The sequence below is a fragment of the Paludibaculum fermentans genome (assembly GCF_015277775.1).
In the GTDB taxonomy this organism is placed as follows: Bacteria; Acidobacteriota; Terriglobia; order Bryobacterales; family Bryobacteraceae; genus Paludibaculum; species Paludibaculum fermentans.
Genome location: NZ_CP063849.1, coordinates 9,232,367 through 9,253,240 on the forward strand (window position 1 = coordinate 9,232,367; position 20,874 = coordinate 9,253,240).

The 20,874-nt window shown below is 62.6% G+C and carries 24 protein-coding genes; 1 reads left to right on the forward strand and 23 read right to left on the reverse strand.

What is annotated here, in order from left to right; all coding sequences use genetic code 11:
* Positions 1-12 precede the first annotated feature (12 nt).
* The gene (locus IRI77_RS36605) at positions 13-588 is read left to right on the forward strand and encodes a DUF3489 domain-containing protein (protein ID WP_194449862.1); all 576 of its coding nucleotides are present in this window, start codon (positions 13-15) and stop codon (positions 586-588) included.
* A gap of 28 nt (positions 589-616) precedes the next feature.
* On the opposite strand, the gene IRI77_RS36610 is transcribed toward IRI77_RS36605, so the two are convergent.
* The 23 genes from IRI77_RS36610 to IRI77_RS36720 form a co-directional block, all read right to left on the reverse strand.
* Positions 617-880, reverse strand: coding sequence for a hypothetical protein (locus IRI77_RS36610; RefSeq protein ID WP_194449863.1), 264 nt, complete (start codon positions 878-880; stop codon positions 617-619).
* Between the two features lie 128 nt (positions 881-1,008).
* On the reverse strand, positions 1,009-2,265 hold the full coding sequence (locus IRI77_RS36615) for a site-specific DNA-methyltransferase (protein WP_194449864.1): 1,257 nt from the start codon (positions 2,263-2,265) through the stop codon (positions 1,009-1,011).
* Positions 2,262-2,528: a hypothetical protein gene (locus IRI77_RS36620; RefSeq protein ID WP_194449865.1), complete on the reverse strand. Its 267-nt coding sequence runs from the start codon at positions 2,526-2,528 to the stop codon at positions 2,262-2,264. Before IRI77_RS36620 ends, IRI77_RS36615 begins: the two co-directional genes overlap by 4 nt.
* A gap of 81 nt (positions 2,529-2,609) precedes the next feature.
* The gene (locus IRI77_RS36625) at positions 2,610-3,167 is read right to left on the reverse strand and encodes a hypothetical protein (protein WP_194449866.1); all 558 of its coding nucleotides are present in this window, start codon (positions 3,165-3,167) and stop codon (positions 2,610-2,612) included.
* A 44-nt stretch (positions 3,168-3,211) separates the two neighbouring features.
* Positions 3,212-4,717 carry a site-specific DNA-methyltransferase gene (locus tag IRI77_RS36630; RefSeq protein ID WP_194449867.1) on the reverse strand — a complete coding sequence of 502 codons (1,506 nt, stop codon included), beginning with the start codon at positions 4,715-4,717 and terminating at the stop codon, positions 3,212-3,214.
* 16 nt (positions 4,718-4,733) lie between these two features.
* A complete protein-coding gene (locus tag IRI77_RS36635; protein WP_194449868.1) occupies positions 4,734-5,093 on the reverse strand; it encodes a hypothetical protein in 360 nt (119 codons plus the stop codon).
* Between the two features lie 13 nt (positions 5,094-5,106).
* Positions 5,107-6,864, reverse strand: a complete 1,758-nt coding sequence (locus IRI77_RS36640; protein ID WP_194449869.1) for a phage terminase large subunit family protein — start codon at positions 6,862-6,864, stop codon at positions 5,107-5,109.
* 82 nt (positions 6,865-6,946) lie between these two features.
* Positions 6,947-7,453 carry a hypothetical protein gene (locus tag IRI77_RS36645; RefSeq protein ID WP_194449870.1) on the reverse strand — a complete coding sequence of 169 codons (507 nt, stop codon included), beginning with the start codon at positions 7,451-7,453 and terminating at the stop codon, positions 6,947-6,949.
* Positions 7,454-7,585: 132 nt separating this feature from the next.
* Complete coding sequence (locus IRI77_RS36650) at positions 7,586-7,861, reverse strand: hypothetical protein (protein WP_194449871.1); 276 nt, start codon at positions 7,859-7,861, stop codon at positions 7,586-7,588.
* A gap of 172 nt (positions 7,862-8,033) precedes the next feature.
* Positions 8,034-8,288 (reverse strand): hypothetical protein, encoded by a 255-nt coding sequence (locus IRI77_RS36655; RefSeq protein WP_194449872.1) that lies wholly within the window; start codon positions 8,286-8,288, stop codon positions 8,034-8,036.
* 236 nt (positions 8,289-8,524) lie between these two features.
* Complete coding sequence (locus IRI77_RS36660; protein ID WP_194449873.1) at positions 8,525-9,208, reverse strand: hypothetical protein; 684 nt, start codon at positions 9,206-9,208, stop codon at positions 8,525-8,527.
* Positions 9,209-9,387: 179 nt separating this feature from the next.
* Entirely contained in the window at positions 9,388-11,823 is a 2,436-nt protein-coding gene (locus tag IRI77_RS36665; protein ID WP_194449874.1) for a hypothetical protein, read from the reverse strand.
* Between the two features lie 443 nt (positions 11,824-12,266).
* Positions 12,267-13,415: a hypothetical protein gene (locus IRI77_RS36670; protein WP_194449875.1), complete on the reverse strand. Its 1,149-nt coding sequence runs from the start codon at positions 13,413-13,415 to the stop codon at positions 12,267-12,269.
* A complete protein-coding gene (locus tag IRI77_RS36675) occupies positions 13,415-14,260 on the reverse strand; it encodes a serine/threonine-protein kinase (RefSeq protein WP_194449876.1) in 846 nt (281 codons plus the stop codon). Before IRI77_RS36675 ends, IRI77_RS36670 begins: the two co-directional genes overlap by 1 nt.
* Complete coding sequence (locus IRI77_RS36680) at positions 14,257-14,688, reverse strand: hypothetical protein (protein WP_194449877.1); 432 nt, start codon at positions 14,686-14,688, stop codon at positions 14,257-14,259. The genes IRI77_RS36675 and IRI77_RS36680 overlap by 4 nt, the downstream gene beginning before the upstream one ends.
* 165 nt (positions 14,689-14,853) lie before the next feature.
* Positions 14,854-17,058, reverse strand: a complete 2,205-nt coding sequence (gene recD2, locus IRI77_RS36685; RefSeq protein WP_194449878.1) for an SF1B family DNA helicase RecD2 — start codon at positions 17,056-17,058, stop codon at positions 14,854-14,856.
* Positions 17,055-17,504: an ERCC4 domain-containing protein gene (locus IRI77_RS36690; RefSeq protein ID WP_228486508.1), complete on the reverse strand. Its 450-nt coding sequence runs from the start codon at positions 17,502-17,504 to the stop codon at positions 17,055-17,057. Before IRI77_RS36690 ends, recD2 begins: the two co-directional genes overlap by 4 nt.
* Positions 17,491-17,952: a DUF669 domain-containing protein gene (locus IRI77_RS36695; protein ID WP_194449880.1), complete on the reverse strand. Its 462-nt coding sequence runs from the start codon at positions 17,950-17,952 to the stop codon at positions 17,491-17,493. The genes IRI77_RS36690 and IRI77_RS36695 overlap by 14 nt, the downstream gene beginning before the upstream one ends.
* A gap of 16 nt (positions 17,953-17,968) precedes the next feature.
* The gene (locus IRI77_RS36700; protein ID WP_194449881.1) at positions 17,969-18,721 is read right to left on the reverse strand and encodes an ATP-binding protein; all 753 of its coding nucleotides are present in this window, start codon (positions 18,719-18,721) and stop codon (positions 17,969-17,971) included.
* Positions 18,722-18,738: 17 nt separating this feature from the next.
* Positions 18,739-19,743 carry a PD-(D/E)XK nuclease family protein gene (locus IRI77_RS36705; RefSeq protein ID WP_194449882.1) on the reverse strand — a complete coding sequence of 335 codons (1,005 nt, stop codon included), beginning with the start codon at positions 19,741-19,743 and terminating at the stop codon, positions 18,739-18,741.
* Positions 19,740-20,303 carry an RNA polymerase sigma factor gene (locus IRI77_RS36710; protein WP_194449883.1) on the reverse strand — a complete coding sequence of 188 codons (564 nt, stop codon included), beginning with the start codon at positions 20,301-20,303 and terminating at the stop codon, positions 19,740-19,742. Before IRI77_RS36710 ends, IRI77_RS36705 begins: the two co-directional genes overlap by 4 nt.
* The gene (locus tag IRI77_RS36715) at positions 20,296-20,661 is read right to left on the reverse strand and encodes a hypothetical protein (protein ID WP_194449884.1); all 366 of its coding nucleotides are present in this window, start codon (positions 20,659-20,661) and stop codon (positions 20,296-20,298) included. Before IRI77_RS36715 ends, IRI77_RS36710 begins: the two co-directional genes overlap by 8 nt.
* Entirely contained in the window at positions 20,658-20,870 is a 213-nt protein-coding gene (locus IRI77_RS36720) for a helix-turn-helix domain-containing protein (RefSeq protein ID WP_194449885.1), read from the reverse strand. Before IRI77_RS36720 ends, IRI77_RS36715 begins: the two co-directional genes overlap by 4 nt.
* Between the last annotated feature and the right edge of the window lie 4 nt (positions 20,871-20,874).

Below are 20,874 nucleotides of genomic sequence, written 5' to 3' on the forward strand. Positions count from 1 at the left end.
AGGAGAACAAACATGACCACTTTCACGATCGACACCGAGAACAACATCACGGCGTTTGCCGAGTACGAGGATGCGCTGAACCACCGCATCGGAAGCACCGAAGGTACCTTTGCCAGCGAGAAGGAACTGGCCAAGCTGACCAGCCAGTGGCCGATCGGCCGCTTCGTCGACGTTTGGAACAACTTCGCCGGCGTGGTGCCCTTCGACACGCTGAAGCCGGTCAAGAAGTTCACGGACCGCAAGACGGCGGCCACCCGCATCTGGAAGGCGGTCCAAGCACTGACGCCCGCCCCCGCGCAACACGCGGCCCCCGCCGCGCCGAAGAAGGCCAAGGCGACCAAGGAGGCCACGCCCAAAGAGGACGCCACGGGGCCCAAAGCCGCGCGCGAGGGCAGCAAGAAAGCCATCGTACTCGACATGCTCCGCCGCCCGGCTGGCGCGACTCTCGCCGACATCATGTCCGCCACCGGCTGGCAGGCGCACAGCGTCCGCGGCTTCATCTCTGGCGGCCTCTCCAAGAAAATGGGCATCAAAGTCGAATCCTTCAAGACCGAGAGTGGCGCGCGCGCCTACCGCGTGAGCCAGTAACAACTCCCTCGCGCTACCGCCGCCGGCCTTACAAACCGGCGGCGTTTCTGTTCTTCACCTCGTCGGCGATTGCCGCGAGCCTTTCGTGAACGAGCTCCTCGCGGAGCTCACATTCGCTCCGCCTCACGTACGTTCCGTTAATGCGCGTGATGATGCGGTTCTCCAACTCAGCAAGCTCGCGGCGCACCTCCGCCAGCAGCGCACGATTCTGCAGGCTGACATACGCGCCGATCAGACCGGACACCAGACCGATGGCGGCGATCAGGACTTGAAGTAGAACGTGGTTTTCCATGGGAGGTTCTTAAGGATGCGTAACTCGGCGGACCAGTCCGACAGTGCCAGGCAGAGGCCCTGGATGTCGGGATTGCCGGCGCGGATCTCGGCTTCGATCTGGGCCAACTCCCGGTGGCAGCGTTCGATTCATGCGGCCACCCCCAAGCGCTCCGCCGCAACATCGGCAAATGCCCGGCCATCGGTTTCCAGCGTCGCCGTCTTGCCGGCATACTCCTGGAAGCGCCGGACGATGACGTCGCAGTACTTCGGTTCGAGCTCGATGAGCCGCGCCTGGCGTCCGGTCCGCTCGCAGGCGATCAGCGTCGATCCCGATCCGCCGAACGGATCAAGCACCGTATCCCGGTTTTTGCTGCTGTTCCGGACCGCGCGCTCCACCAATTCGACGGGCTTCATCGTCGGATGCAGGTCGTTCGAGACCGGCTTCTTCACAAGCCAGACGTCGCCTTGGTCGCGGGCGCCGCACCAGAAGTGGTCGGTGCCTTCTTTCCAGCCGTACAGGATCGGCTCGTACTGGCGCTGGTAATCCGACCGCCCCATCGTGAAGGTGTTCTTCGCCCAGATGACGAACGTAGACCAGTGCCCGCCACTCCCGGTGAAGGCCTGATGCAAGGTGTGCAGCTGCGAAGACGACATGCAGACGTAGATCGCGCCCTTGGTCACCGCCAGCAGGTTGGCGCAGGTATCCCGGAGGAACTGGTCGAAGCCGTCACCGAGATTGTCATTGGCGATCTTGCGCTTCTTACCGCGCAGCTTGTCTTTCATCGTCGCGCCGTAGTTCACGTTGTAGGGCGGATCCGTGAAGACCATGTCGGCCAGGCCGCCGGCGAGCACCTTCTCCACCGCTTCTATCTGGATCGAGTCCCCACACAGCAGCCGGTGGTCCCCCAAGAGCCAGACATCGCCGGGGACCGTCACCGCGGATTCCGGCGTCTCCGGAACCGCATCCTCATCGGTGCCGCCGGGTGGAACCGGCTCAGCATCGCGCAGCAGATCCTCCAGTTCGCCATCAGTGAATCCGACCAAGTCGAGGTTGAAGCCTTCCTCCTCGAGCGTGGTCAACTCGACGCGCAGCATCTCCTCATCCCATCCGGCGTTCAGAGCCAGCCGGTTGTCAGCAAGAACAAGAGCGCGCCGTTGTGTTTCGGTCAAGTGGTCGAGGACAATGACCGGCACTTCGGTCATGCCCAGTTTCCGAGCCGCCTGCAGGCGGGCGTGGCCGGCGATGACAATTCCATCGGACCCGGCGATGATGGGGTTGGTCCACCCGAACTCAGCGATCGACGCCGCGATCTGGGCGACCTGTTCGTCACTATGCGTGCGCGCATTCCGGGCGTAAGGGATCAGCCTTTCGACCGGCCACGTCACCACCTGCAGCTCGGTCATGCCTTTTCCGGTTTCTGAAACAGCCCGAGCTCGTTGTGCAGACCCACGATCTTGTTGATCATCGGGACTACTACGGTCACGAGCTTCTCCCAACTGAACTCGCGCGCGACATCCATACTGCCGTCATAGGCGGTCCGGAGAATGTCCAGCACGAGGTCGAGCTTCTTCTTGCCCTGGCCGGGCAGGGGAATGGCGTCTTCGACGGCCCGGACCGCCGTCAGGACGAGCGGCAGCATCTTGAGAATGATCAGTAGTGTATTCATCGGTTTCGTGTCCCCTTGGAAAAATCCGGGGCGGCTCGCACCGTGAAGGAAACGAGACGCGCCCCGGTTCGGAGGAGGAAGTTACGCAGTCGTCTTGGGCTGCGCCTGGTTGACGACGTTGCCGATCGCCGTGGTGGCGGTGGCAAGTGCCTGGACGATCTGCTGGAGTGTAGCGAGCACCGGCGTGATGGTCGCGTCCACCTGCTTGGCGACGGCGGCGGCCACGGCCTGAGCATCGACACCCACACCGGCCGCGCTCACGTCCGTGGCGCGGTTGGCGGGAACGGCGCCCGCAGTCAGGTTCATGCCGGCGCCGCTGGCGACCGGATTCCAGAACGAGTCGTGCGCCAGGTTGTTCAGCTCGATGCTGCGCTTGCTGACCATGTTGGCGGTCTCCACGGCGTTCTGCAGCGCCTGGGAGGCGATCTGATTCAGCCGCGTCTGCTCGATCTGAGCCTGGCGCGCGGCCTGAATGTCCAGGTCCTGGTAGACGTCGTACGTCCGCTTGATGTTGGCGTAGGTCACCCGCTGGTTCTCGTTGTGGGTGGCGGTGCCGGTGGCGTTGGCGTTCTTGAAGGTCTCGTCCGTCCCGGTCTCGAACTCGCGTTCGGCCTGGTTGGGCGTGGCTACTTCGGGCATGCTGGTTTCTCCTTATCGATCGAATGAAGTGCAACGGTTGTTGGTTAGGAAGCCTGACGGCCCCCGTAGAAGGGCGCCGGACCGTGATGTTGAATCCGACGTGAATCACGAAGCCTGGGATTGTCGACCTGCTGCGGCGGCACTCCGCGCGCGGCCGCGACCTCCGAAATGGACAGCCCGGTTTCCGCGAGCACGGCTTCCTCGCCGGTGAGGTTCGCCATCCGCTGCAGGATGACGTCGCAGTACGCCGGGCTGATCTCGACGCCGATGCCGCTGCGGCCAAGCACCTGCGCGGCGGCCATCGTGGTGCCGCTCCCGAGAAACGGATCGAAGACGCGGTCACCGGGATCGGAGAACGCCTTCACGAAGAACTCGACCAGCGCCCGAGGGAAGGGAGCCGAGTGCGAACCCTGACTACTCTCCGACTTCACCTCGACGACGTTGCTCGGGCGCGCAATCCCGGTGAAGCGGCCATCTTCGTCTTCCGCTCCTGGCTGTGCGGCCGCGGATCCGCGCGCGCCCGTGCCGAGGAGCCCACTGCCGGAGGTCGACTTTGGATTGTTTGGCGAGTAGTCGAAGCAATCCTTCGAAACATGGCCGACCGCCTTGGGCCGGAACTTGATCTCCGCTCGCCGGCAAAAGTGAAACACCGGCTCCCAGGCGTTCTTGAAGCGATTGCCCCAGCCACCCGGCACACCGTTGTCGGTCTTGCGCCAGCAGAACTCATCCACGAACCGCCAGCCCCACTGCCGCTTGTGGGCGATGATCAGATCCTTCACGTACAGGTGGCGTTCGCCGTCGGCAGCGTGCTCCTTGATGTTCAGGAGGTAGGAGCCATCCGGCGCAAGCACGGCGGCGATGGTCGCGGCCACCGCGCGGTACCACTCCACGTAATCCTCCGGCGCCACGGGTTTGAACCCACTCGACGGGTCGTACTCCCGCTGCGTCGCATACGGTGGTGAGGTGATCACCAGGTTCGCCTTGGCCCCGTCCAGCAGCCGCGCCACCGTCGAGAGTTCCCTGCAGTCGCCGCAGATGAGTCGGTGCCGCCCGATGACCCAGATGTCGCCGGGCCGCGTGACGGGCTCGGCAGGCGCCTCTGGCACCGCGTCTTCGCCGGCGTCTCTGGCCTCCTGTTCCGGCGCGGCTTCACCGATCAGCGCCTCGATCTCCCGGTCACTGAAGCCTAGTAGGTCAAGGTCAAACTCGGCGCCCTGCAGATCCTTCAGTTCCAGGCTCAGCGCCTCCGCATCCCAGCCGCCCAACTCCGTGAGCTTGTTGTCCGCGATGATGTACGCCCGCTTCTGGGTTTCGCTCAGATGATCCAGGACGATGACCGGGACCTCCGGCAAACCCAACTTGCGCGCCGCCATCAGCCGCCCGTGGCCGGCGATGATGCCAGCATTCGAATCAACCAGGATGGGGGCGTTGAAACCGAACTCCACAATGCTCGCCGCAATCTGCGCAACCTGCGTCTCGGAGTGCGTCCGCGCGTTCCGTTCGTAAGGGACCAGCCGCTCCACGGGCCACAACTCGATACGGTTCACCATCGAAAGCGCCACGGGATTAGCTGTTGAAGGAAGGGACCCAAATCCAGTAGGCAACGATCAAACCCTCGCCCGCCGTGTTGGCGTCGATGTAATAGTCGGCGGGCCTCAGCTCGCCAGCGGGCGAGTCGATGACCAACTCGTCCGCAACGCCGCCGCCTGCGCCGGTTGGCCAGAACTCCTTGATAACGCCGGTACCGTTGGCCCTGTTCATGCCGGCCACGCCCACGAAGACGCGCCCGACTTCGCCAATCAGTGGAGCGAATCGCAGGCGGCTCACCCGCAACGCCTGGTCCGACGTCAACCGCACCGGCGTGCCGGGAGTTGGCACGGCGATCTTTCCAAACGACCGCGCCTGCAACGATGCTGAATCAGCCACAAAGAACCTCCGCTCACAACCCCGGGCGCCCTGAATCGAGCCACCGGCTTCTTAAGACTGTCCGGCCGGATCCGCGATTGCCGCCTTCGGCGCGGACGCCGGCGTCGCTTGTCGGGCGCAGTGCCGCGACCCGCTCCGCCTCCATGTCCACCCGCAGCCCCATCGAGACCAACCCGCAGAGCGCGGCGTAGGAATACACCCGCGCGTCCAGCACCTCCGTCCGCACGCCCTTCTTCGGCCGCCACTCACGCACTGGCACGCCGCGCGAGTAAGACGTCACGAGCGTCTCCGACAGCAGTTGCTCAAACCACTCGCGCGTGCGCTCCGCCGGGAAGTGGCAATAGCCCGTCGACGGCTGCTCGATCTTCAGGCGCCCGTAGATGACGCTCTTGGCGCTATCGACGCCGACGATCCACATGGGCGTCCGGTTGATCGTGTTCCGCGTCGGCTTCTTCGGCCAGACCGGCAAGTGTCCTGCCTTGCCTTTCAGCGCGAAGATCCGCCGGTGATACCGGACTCGGCAGAAGTCGTAAACCTGCTGGGTGTGAAAACCCGAATCGATCCCGACCGCGGCGATTGGAAGCGAGATGCCGTATTCGTGCAGCCACTGCCGGCCCAGATACTCGTCCAGCGCCCGCCACAACTCCGGCGCGCTTGGGTCGCCCGGAAACACCCGGTACTCAACCGACCACGACTCCTCACCCTTGCCCCAGCCAACCAATTCCACCTCGGCGCGATCGACCTGCACGTCCACACCAGCGGTCAGCAGGCAAACGCCCGCGGGGAGCCGCGGCCCGTAATCCTCTCGCCGCGCTAGGAGCGTCGCGATGTCGACGCTCGTCTCCGCCTCGTCGTCCCAAAGCTCGCCGAGCGCGGTGTTGATGAACGCGCGCCAGGTCTCCGGACCACCGTGCCGCGCCTCCACTCCCTCGATCGCGGTCTCCGGCCACTCCTTCCACGCTGAGTACAACTGGTTGATCCAGAAGCCGGCGATCTTCGACTTCGGATTCGCGGAACGCCATTCGCCGTGCGCCAGCATCCACGGCTTGCGATACGACTCAAACAGCCGCTCGCAATGCACGCATCGGTACTTCGCCTCTTCCGGATGGTCCTTAGGCCAGATCAGATTCGGCCAGACCAGCACCTGGAAGCCATGGCACTCCGGGCACGGAACCCAGTAACTCGACTGGTTGCTGCGCAGCCACCAGGACTCGATGCGGCTGGCGCCCTTGACGGTCGGCGTCGAGACCAGCAGAATCTTCCGATTCCACCAGGTCGTCGAACGCTTGACCGCCAGGCTGATCGGATCGCCCTCGGTTCCCGCTGACGGCGGGTACCGATCCACCTCGTCGAGCAGCACGTACCGGATCGGCCGCATCGCCAATCCTGCCGGGCTGTTCGCTCCAGCGATCGTGATGCTGCCGCCCTGAAACCGCTTGTGCAGAATCCGGTTGTTCGAATCGCGGCTGCGTACGTCCGCCACCTTTCCACGCAGGCACGGCGTGTCCCGCAGCATCGGCGCCAGGCGGTCCTTGCTCCAGGACTCGCCATCTTCCACGCGGGGCTGCACCACCAGCACGGGCCCCGGATCCTGATCGATCACGTAGCCGACGAACGAGTTGAGGCACTCCGTCTTACCGACCTGGCTCGACGACATGAACACGACTCGCTCGTACGGGCTGTTCGGAGTCAGCGCGTCGAGGAGCGCCTTCTGGTAGGGCGCCCGGTCTGTCCGCCACTCCCCGGCCTCGGCCGAGGCCTCCGGCGACAAGCGGCGGTTCCGATCTGCCCACTCGGAGACGGTCTGCCGAGGAGGAGGCTCGAACGCGGCGACCAGTTGATCGACGCATTCTTCAAGAACGCTGATAACGGATCTCCTCTTGGAGGGACTTCAAAATCGCAACGATCTCAGCATCGAGCAGATCGCGAATCTCCCGCGCCTCACTCAGCGCCGCCAACTGCGGAGCCAACTTCGCCGGTAACGCCAGAAGCTTGTCCCGGATCTGCCGCGCCAGCGTGTACCACTTGACCTTGACGTCATCGGACGGCAGGAACTTCCCGCTCTTGGTCTCGAACTCCAGCTTCCGCAGCCGCGCCCGGAACACCATGTCGGCGGTGCGTGCCTGAGCGAAGTTGCCGGGTTGCGGCGCGCCGCCAGCAATGTCGGAGGCAACTCGCGGCGATTGCGCCGCTCCATGCGCCTCAGGCAACACCTGGTCAACAGGCTTGTCGTCCAGCACCGCGTCGCTGGCGGCAACGTCCACCAGCTTGCCGCGCATCACAAGGATGCCGCGCTTCGCTAACCGGCTAATATGCGAACGGTTTACCTTGCGGTGCCGCGCGTAGTCGGCCTGGCTCATCAGGCCCGATGCCGATTTCACGGTGTTGCCTTGTGTTGACCGCTGTTGACCACTCTTTTAGCGCTTTCAGTAGCCAAAGCGTGCCATCCTTCTACCCGCGGCAAACCATAGCAATTCCAGGTCCCAAGACCGCTATGACCGCACCTCGACGTACCGCTTTCGGATGCGGGCAGCGATGGTCAGCGCTGTCTGCTGCGCTGCTGTTGACCCGACGCTGCGGGAGCGTTCCGCTTCGTCCTCGGCGATCTCGAGGCAGGCGGTCTTCGACGCGCCGATGGCCCGATCACGAGTCTCGGTCAACGCGGTCCGTAGCATCTCCGTGATGCCCTCGGCGTTGTCCTTGGCAGGGACATCCAGCGTCCTGCATACCCGCTCCGCCAGTCGCTCGGGCGTGATCATGCCTCGCATGGGTTCTGCTCCTTCACGGGAGGAGGTGCAGACGGTGTTGGCCGTCGGCGGGCACCGAAACACAGCGACGCCAACTCCCGCAACTCACGGCGAAACGGCCAACCGCTGCCACTCGGTCTGAGACCACGCTCCATCGCGACGTGCTTCCCGCCTTTGCCGCGCTTCCGTGCCCTCATGGATTCACCAGGCAGTCGGTCACGACTGGCAGGAAGAACGAGCGCAACTCGTCACCGTGGCCGATTTGCTTCAGTGACCAGGTGATGTGCCCGCCTTCCAGGCGTTCGCGAAAGCTGTACCGCGTACCGAGGTAATCCGCAGGCTTCATCGGCTTGGACTCGTCCGGACGTCGATGCAGGATGCAACGAGCCACTCGCCCCTTCTTGTGGCGCACGATGCGAATCAGCCCGAGTCGGTCGAGTCGCGTCATGCGCTGCTCAGAGAGCCAGTCGCAGATCTCACCATCGGAAGTGTAAAGAGGAACCCCTTTGGGCATCGGAACACACGGGTAGCTTTGAAGTTTGCGGGATGGAGTTTCACGAGAGTCCCGGCGCTCGCAGATTGTTGGGTGGGGAACCTTCGGAGGGTGCGCTTTGCGCTTGCCTGTCGAACCGCGCCTTCACCGTAAATATACGCAAAACGCTGCCGACTTGTACACACCCGGCTTCACTTTTTCGTCGGGTCCACCCGGACAATCCACGGCTGATCGACGTCCGGGTTGTAGAAGCGGGTGCGCACCTCAGTCGGCGGAGGCCCGATGATCTCGATCCACTGCCGCGCCACTTCCCCGAGACGCGCGCCCGCGGCGATGTAGCAGACCAGACCGTACTGGCCGGCGAACGGACGCTTGTGGAATCCCTCGTGGCGATAGAGGAGTTCCAGACTCCAGCCCACGGAGAGCGCCTTCTCGCGAATGCCATCGACGAGCCGGATGGCGCGGTTGATCCGCTCATCATCGCGCGGTGGAGGGACGAGTCGGCGCGTTTCCGATTCCGCCTGCGGTGGGCAATACGTGCGGGGCTCGTGCGTACGGATGGCGACCAGCAATGCCTGCGCACCGAAGTGCTCCAGCGCCCACGCCTCGATCTCCTGGAATCGGGCTCGCAACTCGTCGAATGCAGTTCGGTCGATGCGGCCTTTGTCGGCAGCTTCCTTCGCGAGCGTCAGCTTGCCTCTGAGCCAGGCGAAGTACTCCGGGTCGAGGCGGCGGTAGGCGGTGTCGTTGATCTGGACGTCCCGGCTGAAAGTGGCCGCACAGTCCGTCTTCCACCAGCCGAGGTCGGTGGCCACGTAGAGCGCTTCGTCCGCGCCGGGACTTAATGCGTACTGGGTTCGAGTGGCTAACTCCATTGGTTTCTATTTTTTGCAGCTAGAACGTTTTTTGCGTGCTTTATTCATTTACGCTTCATCAAGACTCTGTCTACTACCATGTAAAAATAAGAAACTATTCAAGGGGTCCTTTACGAATTAAACGAACTTTACTCAAAAAGCTGATAACACAGGCACTTAGCCAAAACAAGAAGTACGAATTAAGCCCCCGCCCCTTCTGGCGACACCTCTTTCCACACCGCGAACCACCGCTCAACGGGCCGACCCGCTGTCTTCTCCCGCGCAAACCGCGCCAAACCAGCATTGGCCAGGACGGACAGTGCTCGGCCAACCTCCGTGCTGCTCTTGTTGCGGTCGAAGATCGCACCGACCTCGGTCCGCGTCATGCCGGCCGTGCAACCGCGGAGTGCCCGGAGGATCTCGTCGGCTGTCGGGTCGCCTAACGCGTCGCCGAAGATGTGCTTGGCGGAGTCCTGGCAGTAGCGCCAGACCTCCAGCGCGGCCACCAGGTGTTCCCATCGGATCTCGGCAGCGCAGTCCAGCAGGGCATAGATCAGGGAGAGCCGAAGCACCTGGGCGGCGCCGCGCGCGACGACCGCGCCGTACAGCCCGAACTGATCCTTGGTGAGCTCGCGATAGGCGCCGACATCGGGCATGATGTTGTGCCCCCACAGGTCGGCGGCGTTGGCATCACGCGACACCGCTTCCAGGTTGTTCGCGTTGTAGCAGACCCGCTGGAAGGAGCGCTGGAGATCGACGAAATCGACTGTCCACATGCGACCGCCCTCCGGCAGGCACTTTGAACGTCGGGAGCATGCCCACAGAAAGCGGTTCGCCAGACCGTTGTCAGCCTCGTTGGAGAGCATTCCGCGCAGGAGTTCTTCCTTCGTGATGTTGCCGATGATACTGATGTGCGGATTGGTGGAACGCCCCGGACTGTTCTTGGTCATGGAGGCGAGGAAGTCGCGATCCCAGGCGTCGCGGAGAACGACCGAGAGCGTGTTGCCTTCGCGCCGCATGACCTGCAACGCGCCGAAGAACTCGGACTGTTTCACCAGCAGCCGTTTGTCAGCGACGCCCTCGTCGACGCAGACTTCCTGGAACTCGGCATCCTGTCCCCGCTTCTTGGTGCGCTCCCGCTTGAAGATCGGATCGCGGACCGCCCAGATTAGCCCTTCGCCACTTGCCAGTCCGGACTGGTTCGACTTGAGCCAGGTCTCGTCGGCACCGCGAAAGAACATCTCCACCGGGCCCTGCGCGCTGCCCTTCCGCCCGGCAGAGGTCGGGCCGACGCCGACCGCGAACAAATTGGTGTGGTGCCTGTCGCCGCCCGCCCAAACGAAGGCATTTCGACCGATGACGTTGCCGGCGTAGACCAGGAACAGGATGAGAAGCCAGTTGGGATCAGCCTCAGTGTGCGGCTCGACCAACCGGACGAATTCGCCGGCCAGGCCGTAGTGGCCTTCGACGCCGATCGGCGCCGGCCACGGAATCGCCACCGGCGCGCCGTAGAATCCGCTGGCCTCCCGCCCGCGCTCTTGCGTGCCCGACTCGGGAACCCATTCGCGGTCGGCTTCGCCGTAATCGGGCTCGAAGAACTTGCGGAAGTCACGCCAGCCGAGATGGCGGCAACTGTTGTGTAGGCACCTGAAACCAAGCCGGCCATCCGCACTCTCAAAGACAGCCGCATCGGGCGCACGGTGTGACGGGTCCCAGGGGCATTCCTCCAGGATGAGCTTTCGCCCGCCCTGATACGACTGGGCCCCGCGGAACCGAACTCCATGCTTGGCGAGGAAGCCTTCCAGGTCGAACCGAGAGGAATCCGGCCGCGGAGGCATCGTGTAGACGCGCGCCTGGCTGGCGGGCTCGATTGCCACCTCTGCCGCGAGTGCATCGAGCAGCTCGCGTGGCACAACGGAGGGATCTTCCGGCGCCTCCACAATCCTGGAGGCGCGGTGCGGCCGCTCCGAAGTGTCATCACCCTTGCGAGACGTCGTGCCATAGGCCTTGAAGATGCGCGAAGCGTTGAACGTGGTCTCATCCACTACCACCTCTTCGGTGCTGTACCGCGCGCTCAGGGCTCGCAGACAGCGCTTCAGCAGGTCGGTCGTTTCCGGAGTGTTCGGCAAGTCAACTCGGTAGAGCAGGTGCGCGCCGTTCCCGCTGTCGGCGTAGACGGCACTCGGCCAACCGGATGTCACCAACTCGGAGCGGATGCGGTCCGCCAACTCGAGCGCGCGCTCGTGTTCCGCATCGCTGCTGGAGATGCCGGATGGCCGTTTCGGATCCAAGTCGACCGGCAGCCATCGCCGGCAGAGGATGTCGGCATCGGAAGTGGTGGTCTCCGCAAAAGCCTTGAGCTTCCCCTGGGACCTGGCTTCCAGCGCCGGAGTCACCGGGTTGATGGTCCAATAGATGCCCGGCCATCTGTTACGGTCGAGCCGCGCCACCGCCTGGGCGAGTTGCTCGAAATCGGAGAAGTAGCCGGAGATGGTGCGCTGGCGCCCAGCCTTTGGCACCCGCACCTCGACGACATCGCCTGCGCGGAAAAGGAGCCCGACCGCACGACGCATCTCTGTCAGTGAAATCTCGGTATCAAGTATCTCGGGCGCCGGGTCTGTTTCGGGCGATTGCATGCGCTCCTCCTTGGCCAGCGGAAGGTACTGCGCGGGCGCGTCCGGCGTCGGAGGGCGAAAGAAGAAAGCGGATTCTGTCGGGTAGCCCTCGCCGGCTTCGCCCACAACAGAGTCCGCTTGGCGGTCGTCTGACTGTCTGGCTGATCAACTGAGGGAAACGGAGATCTCCCCCATTCGTACATATACGCAATTTGGGGCGGAAGTGTGCACAGGGCACCGAACCAGATTGCCGCGCCGTTCGGTAAAACCGCCGAGTCAACTCGCTACGGGCTGCCGGCCCAAGTGAGATCGAGGGCCGATGGTGATTTCAGCCATGCGCTTCGCAGCACGCGCGGAAGCCACAGGTCGATGCAGGGCTCACTGATCAGGGCGTCTGCGGAAGACCCGCGGTCACTACCACGCCAAATTCAGCTCGCACGCCGGCCATGTCCGCCAATGGCAGATCACGGCGCGAGGAATTCCGCCAACGCTCTGCGCCAAGGTCGAAGCCAGCCTCCATCGTTTCGCCGTTCTTCCATTAGCACATCAGCATCATCCAGCGTGCGCCAGTTGCCGTCTGCGTTTCTCAACAAGCCGGCGGGAATAACGGAGCCACCGTCCAGGCGGTTCTCGATATCCGCGAACCAGAATAGGAACTGTCGCCAAGCCAATGCAAGCCACGCCCGTTCGGGTTCGGTCGCAAGCTGTCCAAGGATCTGCTCTGCAAATGGGTTCACTGAAGTTCCCAGGCTTGGCAGATTCATCGGCAGCACACGCAGCAGATCCGACTGCCTCAGAAATGCCATAAGCGACTCGTCGAACCAATAGGGCAGCTGGCCCCCGCCTTGCCCGCGCGGTTCCTCAAAACGGGTGCGGGTGAATCGTCGCAAGTTGAAAAACTTTCCTGTGGCGCAATGCGTTGCTCCAGCGGCTTTCCAGAGGACTACATCGGATGACGAGAATCCGACGGTCACCTCGATCCCGGCCGCACGCAGAGCAGCAATCAGACGCATGGCCCCCTTGATTTCTTCAACTTCAGCCAGCTCCCTGCGTGGCTCGGCGAGGCTCACCAGCACGAGGTAGATGTGACTTGTCTTCGATCGGGACAGAATGGATCCGATCGCTAACGCGCGATCCGGCGTCGCAAGCTCGGGCAATCCGACAACAGCGGTCTGCATCGGACGCATAGCGGTGCCGACCAACCGGGAGACTAACTGATCGCCGACGGTCACCATTCGGGCGAAGTATTCGTCTGGATAGCTGGCCGGCAGGACGGCTGGGGAGCAAACGGCAGTTGGCCCGATCTCGGTGCAGATGTTGACGAGAGCGTCCAAAAGACCGCTCCACCAAGAATCTGAGGCTAGGTCCGCGGTGTCCACGTCGTTCGGGAAGTAAGGCCAGTCACGCAGTCGCCCCCGCTCCGAGTTTGGAACGTACATCTGAGGATCGAATAGCGTCTCGAAGTTAGCCTGCTCTCGCCCCCATGCGATCTGCGCGGCCATCTTCACCTGATCGTAGTTTACTGGGCTCAGGATCGCGCCCCCATATTGTGCCAATCCGTCCGCCCAGAGCAGATTCTCAGAGTCGTGCCCCATCTGATGATATGCAGGCATCAGCGTGCAACCTCCTGACAAGCACGTTCAAGGTCATCCGGCGTTCGAAATCGTTGCACAGGCCATGGCGCCGTCATCCGAATCAGAAACGACATGCCCGCCTGGGCCGCGGCTTCCAAAAAGCGCCGCGTCTGTGGCGTGCGCTCACCGACACACTCGACCGTCTTCTGAGGCGAAGCCCCGTCTTCTTGATAAGGATGGAACCCGAAAAGACCGAGGGCCAGCACGGTACCCAACGAGAACTGGTCAGATCGCCAGTCGATCATGCTCTTTTCATTGCGCAATTGCTCTGGTGGAGCGAAAAAGGGCGTGCCGGGGCCTTGCAATAGCCAGGTCTGCGTGAGAGACGTACTAACCAGATCCCGAACGAGGCCGAAATCGACGAGCACCGGCGTCGTACCGTCGGCACGAAACAGGATGTTGTCAGGCTTAATGTCGCGGTGAACCAAATCGCGAGACGCGATGTGGGCAACGGCGTTAACGAGTTGCCGCCCGATCGTCTGGCACTCCTCAGCACTTAACAGGCCACGGTTCAATCTCGCTGTCAGCGTGCCGCCGGAAAGAAACTCCTCCAACGAAAGCAGGTATTGGATGCCATCGTGATAAAAAGTGGCAATTGCCGACAAACGTCCGATGTTCGGATGCGAGCAGCGTTGCATCGCGCTCAGCTCTCGGCTTGTTCGTTCAGGCGAGAATCCTGGCTGGTACACCTTCAGCGCCTGTGTCTCCTCAGTCGCCAGCACTACGTGAAAGGTCTCTTTGAAAGCCCCTGTCCCGACGTGGCCAACGAAACGATGGCCGTTGGTCGCGCAGAACGCCTCAGCGACCGATGCCAGCGCGCTCACGCATTGGCTCCCATTGCTTCGATATGCAACTGCGCTTTCAATGACAGCCAGGGCTCGATCGGATCTGCCTCGACGGATGGGTGAAGCACAACGATTTCAACCCCTTCGAGGTAACAGATCCCGACTTGCCGGCGGTCGAACTCGCCAGCGTACCGGTGAGCGCGTAGTGCGGCATTCTTTGGCATCAGGACGTAGGAGCGGTGAGCGAAGCATCGGTTGCGAAACGCCTGCTGCAGGGCGCCACGCCAATTCTCAAGCTTGGCTTCCACTGCGATTAAGGTCTTCTCAGCAGTACACGCAACGATGTCTGTCCGACCGCGTTGATAGTAGAACTCAGTAGCGACCTGAACTGCGCCCAAGGGTGACCGGCCCGCACTCAAGCGAGAGACGAAGGACGTCACCAGCGTTTGCTCATTCGGAAAGACCATCTCGCTATCCAGTTGAACGTCTATTGTTTCACAGAGCGACGTTGCATTGCGGACGTCGCGTACCTTTCACAGACCGACCCTCCGCATTTTCTCGGGCCGGAGGGGCGCAGTGGCCAGGGGTAGCGTCACCATTATGTCCTCTGCCCCATCGAGCAGCAGATGCCATTACCGGGCTTCATCACGTATCGCCCTCAACAGGAACGAAAGAAACGTGTTCCGCCGATCCACTTCGCGCTTCTTGGCGCAGTGGTGAATCCCCCAGCGGTCGCCGATGATGATAGCCGTCTCCTGTGCGCGCGTCACGCCTGTGTAGAGCAGGTTCCGGTGGTGCTGGAACTCGTGGGATTTGTGCGTGATGACGATGGCACAGGGATACTCCGATCCCTGGCATTTGTGGATGCTGAGGCAGTAGGCGAGTTGCAGTTCGCGCATCTCGTCGGAGCCGTGTTCAATCCCAACGCGTGCGCCGTCGAAGTCGACCCCGATGCTGCCGTCCGCCAGAACCTCGGCGACGATCCCGATCGTCCCGTTCATGACGCCGGTCTTGTAGTTGTTCCGGGTTTGGATCACCTTGTCGTAGAGCAAGAAGCGTGGCGGCGCAGTGTCGTCGACAGGTGGCGCTTCCACCCCGTACAGCTTCCACTGGATCAGTTGCTGCAGATCAACGTTCAGTGAGCGGGTTCCGATGGGTCCCTTGTGGGTGGGTGAAAGCACCTGCAAGTCCCGCACGATATCAAACCGCAACCGCTCGGCCAGCACTTTCTCGAAGAGGAAGAGCAGGAATCGCCGCACCTCCATGGTGTCGGTGAACTGGTCGGCGACATACCACGGCCGCCGCCCCTGGACCTCGCTGTCGCTGGTCGGACGAACCTCGCCGTCGAGAACCGCCGCGCAATTCTCCTTCAACTCGCCGGCCTGCCGCATGACCTTCGGCAGGATGACCGTCGGAATGGCTCGCGACTGGATCAGATCGCGCAGCATGTTGCCCGGGCCGACCGGTGGCAACTGATTGTGGTCGCCAACCAGCAGAAGCGAAGTACGGCTGAAGTCGATCGCCCGGAACAGGCGCCAGGCGAGGCGGACGTCGACCATCGACACCTCGTCGATGATCACCACATCGGCGTCAATCGGACTCTCCGGGTCCATGGCGTAGGTGTTGCCGTCAAACTGCAGCAGCCGGTGAATGGTCCGGGCGGGCTGCGTCACCATCTCCTCCATGCGCTTGGCAGCCTTACCGGTGGGTGCTGCCAACTCCACCTTCAATCCGCGGTCGAGGCACATTCGCACGACCGTTCGGATGGTGAATGTCTTGCCGGTGCCGGCGCCACCGGACAGCAGGGAGATGCGGTTTCGTAGCGCCGACACCACCGCCTCCTGCTGTTGGGCGTTGAGCCGCGGATCAGCCTTTCGTACAAGCGCATCAATATCGGAAACGCCGGCGAAATGCTGCGTCGGCTCGGCCGCGCGGAGGAGCCATCCCGCCAATTCCCGCTCCATCTCTTCAATCTCCGGTTTGGCGACCACCAGCACTTCGTACGGAGAGGAGACGAGCTCGTGTTCGCGGATCAGGCCTTCGAGATGCCTTTCGATGAGTTCCCGGCTGTCAAGATCGTCCATCACCAACAGCTGGTTGGCCCGATCCAGCAGGTCTTCATACTCCACCCAGCAATCGCCGTCTTCGAGGGCTTCCGCAACGCAGTACTCAATTCCAGCGCGGATGCGTCCCGGACTGTCCTTGGGCGTGTTCATCTTCCGCGCGGCCTTATCCACCCTCTTGAAGCCCATGCCCGGCACCGCGCTGACAAGCAGATATGGATTCTCTTCGAGCATGCGCACGACTCTGTCGCCGAACCGTTCCACGAGGGCAGTGGTTTGCCGGTGAGTCAGACCGTATGCGGCCAGGTGCGTTGCTGCAGCGTTCCGATTCTTGTTTTCCAGCCAGGTCGCCCGGACAGCGTAGACGGCATCGAGCGACAACTTCGCCACCGCTGCTACGGCCTCCGGGTTGTGCGTGATGACATCATCAAACCTATCAGCGAACGCCTCCGCGATGAGTTCTGCCTTCGCCGGCCCGATGCCCTTGAATTCCGGGTGGTTGGCCAGGTATCGGGCGAGGCCCGCCGCGTCGATCTCCAGGTCCAACGATGCACCTGTAACCTGCAGCTGCCGTCCGTACTTCTTGTGGTGCTCCCACCGGCCACGAAGCACGACCGGATCGTTCTCCCGCACGTACATGGGCCCGGCGAACTTCACGAGAGAGTTGTCGGCGACGCGCAGCACTCCCGCCGCGAACCCATCCTTTGCGAAATACAGCGTTTCGACGAGGCCGCGGACAGTCACCGCGGAATCCTCAGCTATCTTCTTCCTCATGCGCTGCCCCTCATGTGAATCCGCCTCAGGTAGGCCTCGACGAACCGGGCGGCCGCCTGGCGGTTAGAGCAGAAGAACACCGGCACGCCAAAGTCGACCGTGATCGCAGCGATGGATCCCAGTAGGGAATTCGGGTGGGCGCCGCCGCGATAGTGCCCGCTCAGAACATCCATGAGGTTTCCCTCCACGACCACGGCGGCCGCGCGGTACGCACCCAGCCGGCTCAACTCCCGATAGAAGCGCGTCCGGCTGTGGATGACGGTAGAGACAAAATCCGGCAGTGACTTCCGCTCCACCGCCACAATGGACTCCATTCCCGCCAGCGAATAGTCACCTGCCGGGAGTGCGTGGCGGATCACCCGCACCCGCCCCGCATCGAAGCCGTACGGCTCCTGCTCCCGCGTATCCACCACAATCGGCACCAGCCCGTCGTCAGAACGGGACACCGTCATCTCCGGCGAGTCCCTTCACCGGCTTCATCGCTGTCTGGGTGGTGATGCGCCGGTTGAAGAAGATGTTCTCGTTGTCACCCTTCGTCTTCTTGGTGACCTCGAGTTTGACGTCCAGCAGCTTGCCGAGATTCTTCTGCAGCTCGGAGAGACGGTCGAGGTCCAGGCCGCAGATGTGAAGATCGGTCTTCACGTACTTCAGCGTGTTGTGGGTGATGACGCTGTTGCGCCATAGAATGCGATTGCCGTGGCGTGGGGCAATGATGCGGAGCATCCACCGCAGCATCGGGTTGCCGGTGCTCTGCGCCTCAACCAACTCCACCTTCTCCACGTTCACCTGGTACTTGCCGTCTGGCACGCTCTCAAAGTCGTCGCGCTCGTCGGCCTGTTCGTTCCGAAACTCCTCGTCGAACTGCGAGAGATCGATAGATCCACGTCTCGTCATGGTTGTTGTCTCCTTTTCACTTCGTGGCAGCCGCTGCGGGCTTTGTCGGCGCGGGCTTCGGGTTGTTCACCGCAGGCGCCGCACCATAGGCCTCGTAGAATTTGGCGAAGTCCAGATCGATGGTCTCGGGCAAACGGCCCGTGCGGTCACCGGCTTCGTGGTACAGGCTCGGCTTCGTCCGGATCACGCGGCGGAGGATCTGGCTGCCGTCTTCACCGGTAGTCGGCTCGAGGTCGCAGAACAGAACCATGTCGGCCATGCCGAGCACGATCTTGCGTGCCTTGTCAGGTAGGGTCGGCACGACGCGGACGTACTTACCGGTCCGCGAGTCCATCTCGACTTCCTTCGCGTGCGAGATGAGGAACAAGCCGTAGGGCAGGAAAGCGAGTTTGGTCAGCACCCGCTGGAACTCGTTGTTGACGATGGCGTATCCCTTGCCGTAACCGAGATCCGACTCGTGCTCGATCTTGAACTTCTTGAGAATGTAGTCCGTGCAGAACTTGTACGCGTTGTCGATCGTGTCGATGATCACGGTCTTGAACGGGTGCTTGCCTTCGACGATCTCGGCGCAGGCGATCAGCAGATCGTCCCAGGACAGGATGGGCGCCTGGAAAACATCCAGGGCATTCAGTCCGGGTTCGGTGGCGAGGAACAACGCCCCTTCCGCCTGAGAGCAGAGCGTCGTCTTGCCGATTTTGGTTTGCCCGTAGACCAGCACGGTCAGATCCGAGAGGCCGGTTTTGGGCGGTGTCTTTGCAGTGGGAAGCATGGGCATCGTTTGTCCTTTCAAAAAGCTGGTTCGGCTTCGCGCAGTTCTTCGTGCGGGGCCGCGATCTCGAAGAAGTTGTCGATGACGTTCGGGTTGCCATTCGACCGGCAGATGGCGAAGTACGCGCACGGCCGGTTGTGGTGGAAACAGAAGGAGGTGTTCTGGTAGAAGACCTTGTGGTTGCGGGCGCGCAGGAACTCCTGCGTCAGTTGCCACAGTTCCTCGCGGAGGATGTCGAAGCGTTCCCGCGAGAGGTACAGCGTTTCGCGGTGGAACATCTCCGGATCGGCGTACTTCTCCGCCAGCCGCGCCTGGAATTCCTCGTCGGACTCCGGCATCTTCCGCTTTGCCGTGGATGTGCCGCTCTTGGATTTCGCGATCAGTTCCGAACGGCGCGTCTGATATTCATCCTCGGTCTCACCTCTGCTCTGCTGGAGCCGCGCCTTGGCGAGGACGTTGTAGATCACGCCGGTGATCGGGATGCCCAGCGTCTGCTCGACGTAGTAGGCGTAGATGGTGATCTGGAAGTCCGTCCAAAGCCGCTCCAGGTAATCAGCGTCGATCTGCGCGGCGGTCTTGTGCTCCAGGATGTAATTGCTGTCGCCGATCCGCACGATGCCGTCTACCTTGCCGGCCAGCAGGAAGCTGCGCGAGGCCGCCCCGGTTTTCGGGTTGACGATCGGACCCTCGAACGTCTTCTCCAGCGCGATGATGTAGAAATCCTCGCGGGAGTAGCGGGTGGCGTAAGCGGTCATCATGGCGCGAGCCAGGTGCCAATCGCGGCGCACACCGTCGTCCGAGACGCGCGCCGCGCAGCTGCGCTCGAGGTGGTCGAGCACTTGGGCGAGATCGCGCGTCCCGTGCCAAATCAGCAGACATTCGTGGATCAACGAGCCGAAGCTGAGATTGGGATCCTTCTGGAGAGACACCAGGCCGGTCACGTAGCGGTATTCGCAAGCCTTTCGGCAGTTCCGGAACAGTGACCACATGCTGTAGGTGGAAGTCATCAGAGGCGTGCTCATTGCGCACCTCCCGCACTGGCGAAGTAGTTGGGGCCAACGCCGGCGGCCAGCAGGGCCTCGCGGAGCCGCCGGATCCGGCGATAAACTACCGTTCGCCCCTGCCCAGGCAAGCGGCTCAGTTCGCTGGGCGTGTGCCAACACAGCGCCAGCGCCGTCTCGCGCAGTACTTCTGGAAGCGGGGCCAGTGCCCGCTCGAAGTCCAGCCAGAAGTGCTGGCGTTCGGAGAAGGGTGGCGCCGACCCGGAGCTGAGGCATTCCGTGTCAATCTCGGTAACATCACCGGACAGCGACCCATCGCCCAGATGCCGCCGCCGACCGGCCAGGCGATACCGCAAGATTGAGTTGAGTTCCTTATCCATCACCCGCGATGCGAAAGTGCGCACGGACGCGCGGTCCACGTCGAAGCGATCAAAGCGTGTGTAGAAGGTCACCAGCAGTTGGCCGGCGACGTCATCGCAATCGTCGTGAGTGAGCCCACAACGACCAACCGCGCCGAGCGCCTTCTGCCGCGCAACGTCACGCACGGTGGGAAACGCCTCTTCGAATGCGAGGTTATGCATGTTCGCCTCCCACCTGGCGCGCAGCCCGCCCGGGGAGTTCGATTTCCATGGTGAAGGGCAGACCGTGCCGCACCACCAGCACGCGGATCTCGCCATCCTCAACGTCGCGCGTGTACTCGAACAGCTCGGCGACCTCGCGCTTCAATTCGAAGTCTGAGCCGGATGTGCCTCGCGGTTCCTGGCGATCGACGCCGAACTTCAGGTCCCGCACGACCGTGGGCCACGGATTGAGCACAGGTTCGCCGGCGCGAATTCGCAGAAACTCGATCTGCCCGAAGCCGAGCGTGCGAATTGCGTCGAGAAGCGCGCGCTCCGACGCCAGCAGGTCTTTGGTGGAGGTGGGTTTACCGCGCATCATCGCGCCACCTCCAGGGCGTCACCGCCGCCCTGACGGCTCACCAGCCAATCCTTCACGTCGGAAGGGGCATACCGGATCATCTGCCCAATCCGATGGAACCGAGGCCCTTTGCCTTCAGTCCGCCAGGTTCGGAGCGTGCCGAGAGAGACCTGGAGTCTTTCGGCCAGTTCCTTCTCTTCGAGTAGTGTTTCTAGGGGTTTGTCGCTCATTTCG

What these genes read in the sequence shown, in the direction of transcription:
- IRI77_RS36615 (WP_194449864.1), bottom strand. Translation starts at nt 2,265, where the DNA reads ATGACCGAGCTGCAGGTGGTGACGTGGCCGGTCGAAAGGCTGATCCCT.
- IRI77_RS36625 (WP_194449866.1), bottom strand. Translation starts at nt 3,167, where the DNA reads ATGCCCGAAGTAGCCACGCCCAACCAGGCCGAACGCGAGTTCGAGACC.
- IRI77_RS36680 (WP_194449877.1), bottom strand. Translation starts at nt 14,688, where the DNA reads ATGGTCTTTCCGAATGAGCAAACGCTGGTGACGTCCTTCGTCTCTCGC.
- IRI77_RS36700 (WP_194449881.1), bottom strand. Translation starts at nt 18,721, where the DNA reads ATGCTTCCCACTGCAAAGACACCGCCCAAAACCGGCCTCTCGGATCTG.
- IRI77_RS36645 (WP_194449870.1), bottom strand. Translation starts at nt 7,453, where the DNA reads ATGAGCCAGGCCGACTACGCGCGGCACCGCAAGGTAAACCGTTCGCAT.
- IRI77_RS36650 (WP_194449871.1), bottom strand. Translation starts at nt 7,861, where the DNA reads ATGCGAGGCATGATCACGCCCGAGCGACTGGCGGAGCGGGTATGCAGG.
- IRI77_RS36630 (WP_194449867.1), bottom strand. Translation starts at nt 4,717, where the DNA reads ATGGTGAACCGTATCGAGTTGTGGCCCGTGGAGCGGCTGGTCCCTTAC.
- IRI77_RS36715 (WP_194449884.1), bottom strand. Translation starts at nt 20,661, where the DNA reads ATGATGCGCGGTAAACCCACCTCCACCAAAGACCTGCTGGCGTCGGAG.
- IRI77_RS36670 (WP_194449875.1), bottom strand. Translation starts at nt 13,415, where the DNA reads ATGCCTGCATATCATCAGATGGGGCACGACTCTGAGAATCTGCTCTGG.
- IRI77_RS36720 (WP_194449885.1), bottom strand. Translation starts at nt 20,870, where the DNA reads ATGAGCGACAAACCCCTAGAAACACTACTCGAAGAGAAGGAACTGGCC.
- IRI77_RS36620 (WP_194449865.1), bottom strand. Translation starts at nt 2,528, where the DNA reads ATGAATACACTACTGATCATTCTCAAGATGCTGCCGCTCGTCCTGACG.
- IRI77_RS36695 (WP_194449880.1), bottom strand. Translation starts at nt 17,952, where the DNA reads ATGACGAGACGTGGATCTATCGATCTCTCGCAGTTCGACGAGGAGTTT.
- IRI77_RS36660 (WP_194449873.1), bottom strand. Translation starts at nt 9,208, where the DNA reads ATGGAGTTAGCCACTCGAACCCAGTACGCATTAAGTCCCGGCGCGGAC.
- IRI77_RS36705 (WP_194449882.1), bottom strand. Translation starts at nt 19,743, where the DNA reads ATGAGCACGCCTCTGATGACTTCCACCTACAGCATGTGGTCACTGTTC.
- IRI77_RS36655 (WP_194449872.1), bottom strand. Translation starts at nt 8,288, where the DNA reads ATGACGCGACTCGACCGACTCGGGCTGATTCGCATCGTGCGCCACAAG.
- recD2 (WP_194449878.1), bottom strand. Translation starts at nt 17,058, where the DNA reads ATGAGGAAGAAGATAGCTGAGGATTCCGCGGTGACTGTCCGCGGCCTC.
- IRI77_RS36665 (WP_194449874.1), bottom strand. Translation starts at nt 11,823, where the DNA reads ATGCAATCGCCCGAAACAGACCCGGCGCCCGAGATACTTGATACCGAG.
- IRI77_RS36710 (WP_194449883.1), bottom strand. Translation starts at nt 20,303, where the DNA reads ATGCATAACCTCGCATTCGAAGAGGCGTTTCCCACCGTGCGTGACGTT.
- IRI77_RS36610 (WP_194449863.1), bottom strand. Translation starts at nt 880, where the DNA reads ATGGAAAACCACGTTCTACTTCAAGTCCTGATCGCCGCCATCGGTCTG.
- IRI77_RS36605 (WP_194449862.1), top strand. Translation starts at nt 13, where the DNA reads ATGACCACTTTCACGATCGACACCGAGAACAACATCACGGCGTTTGCC.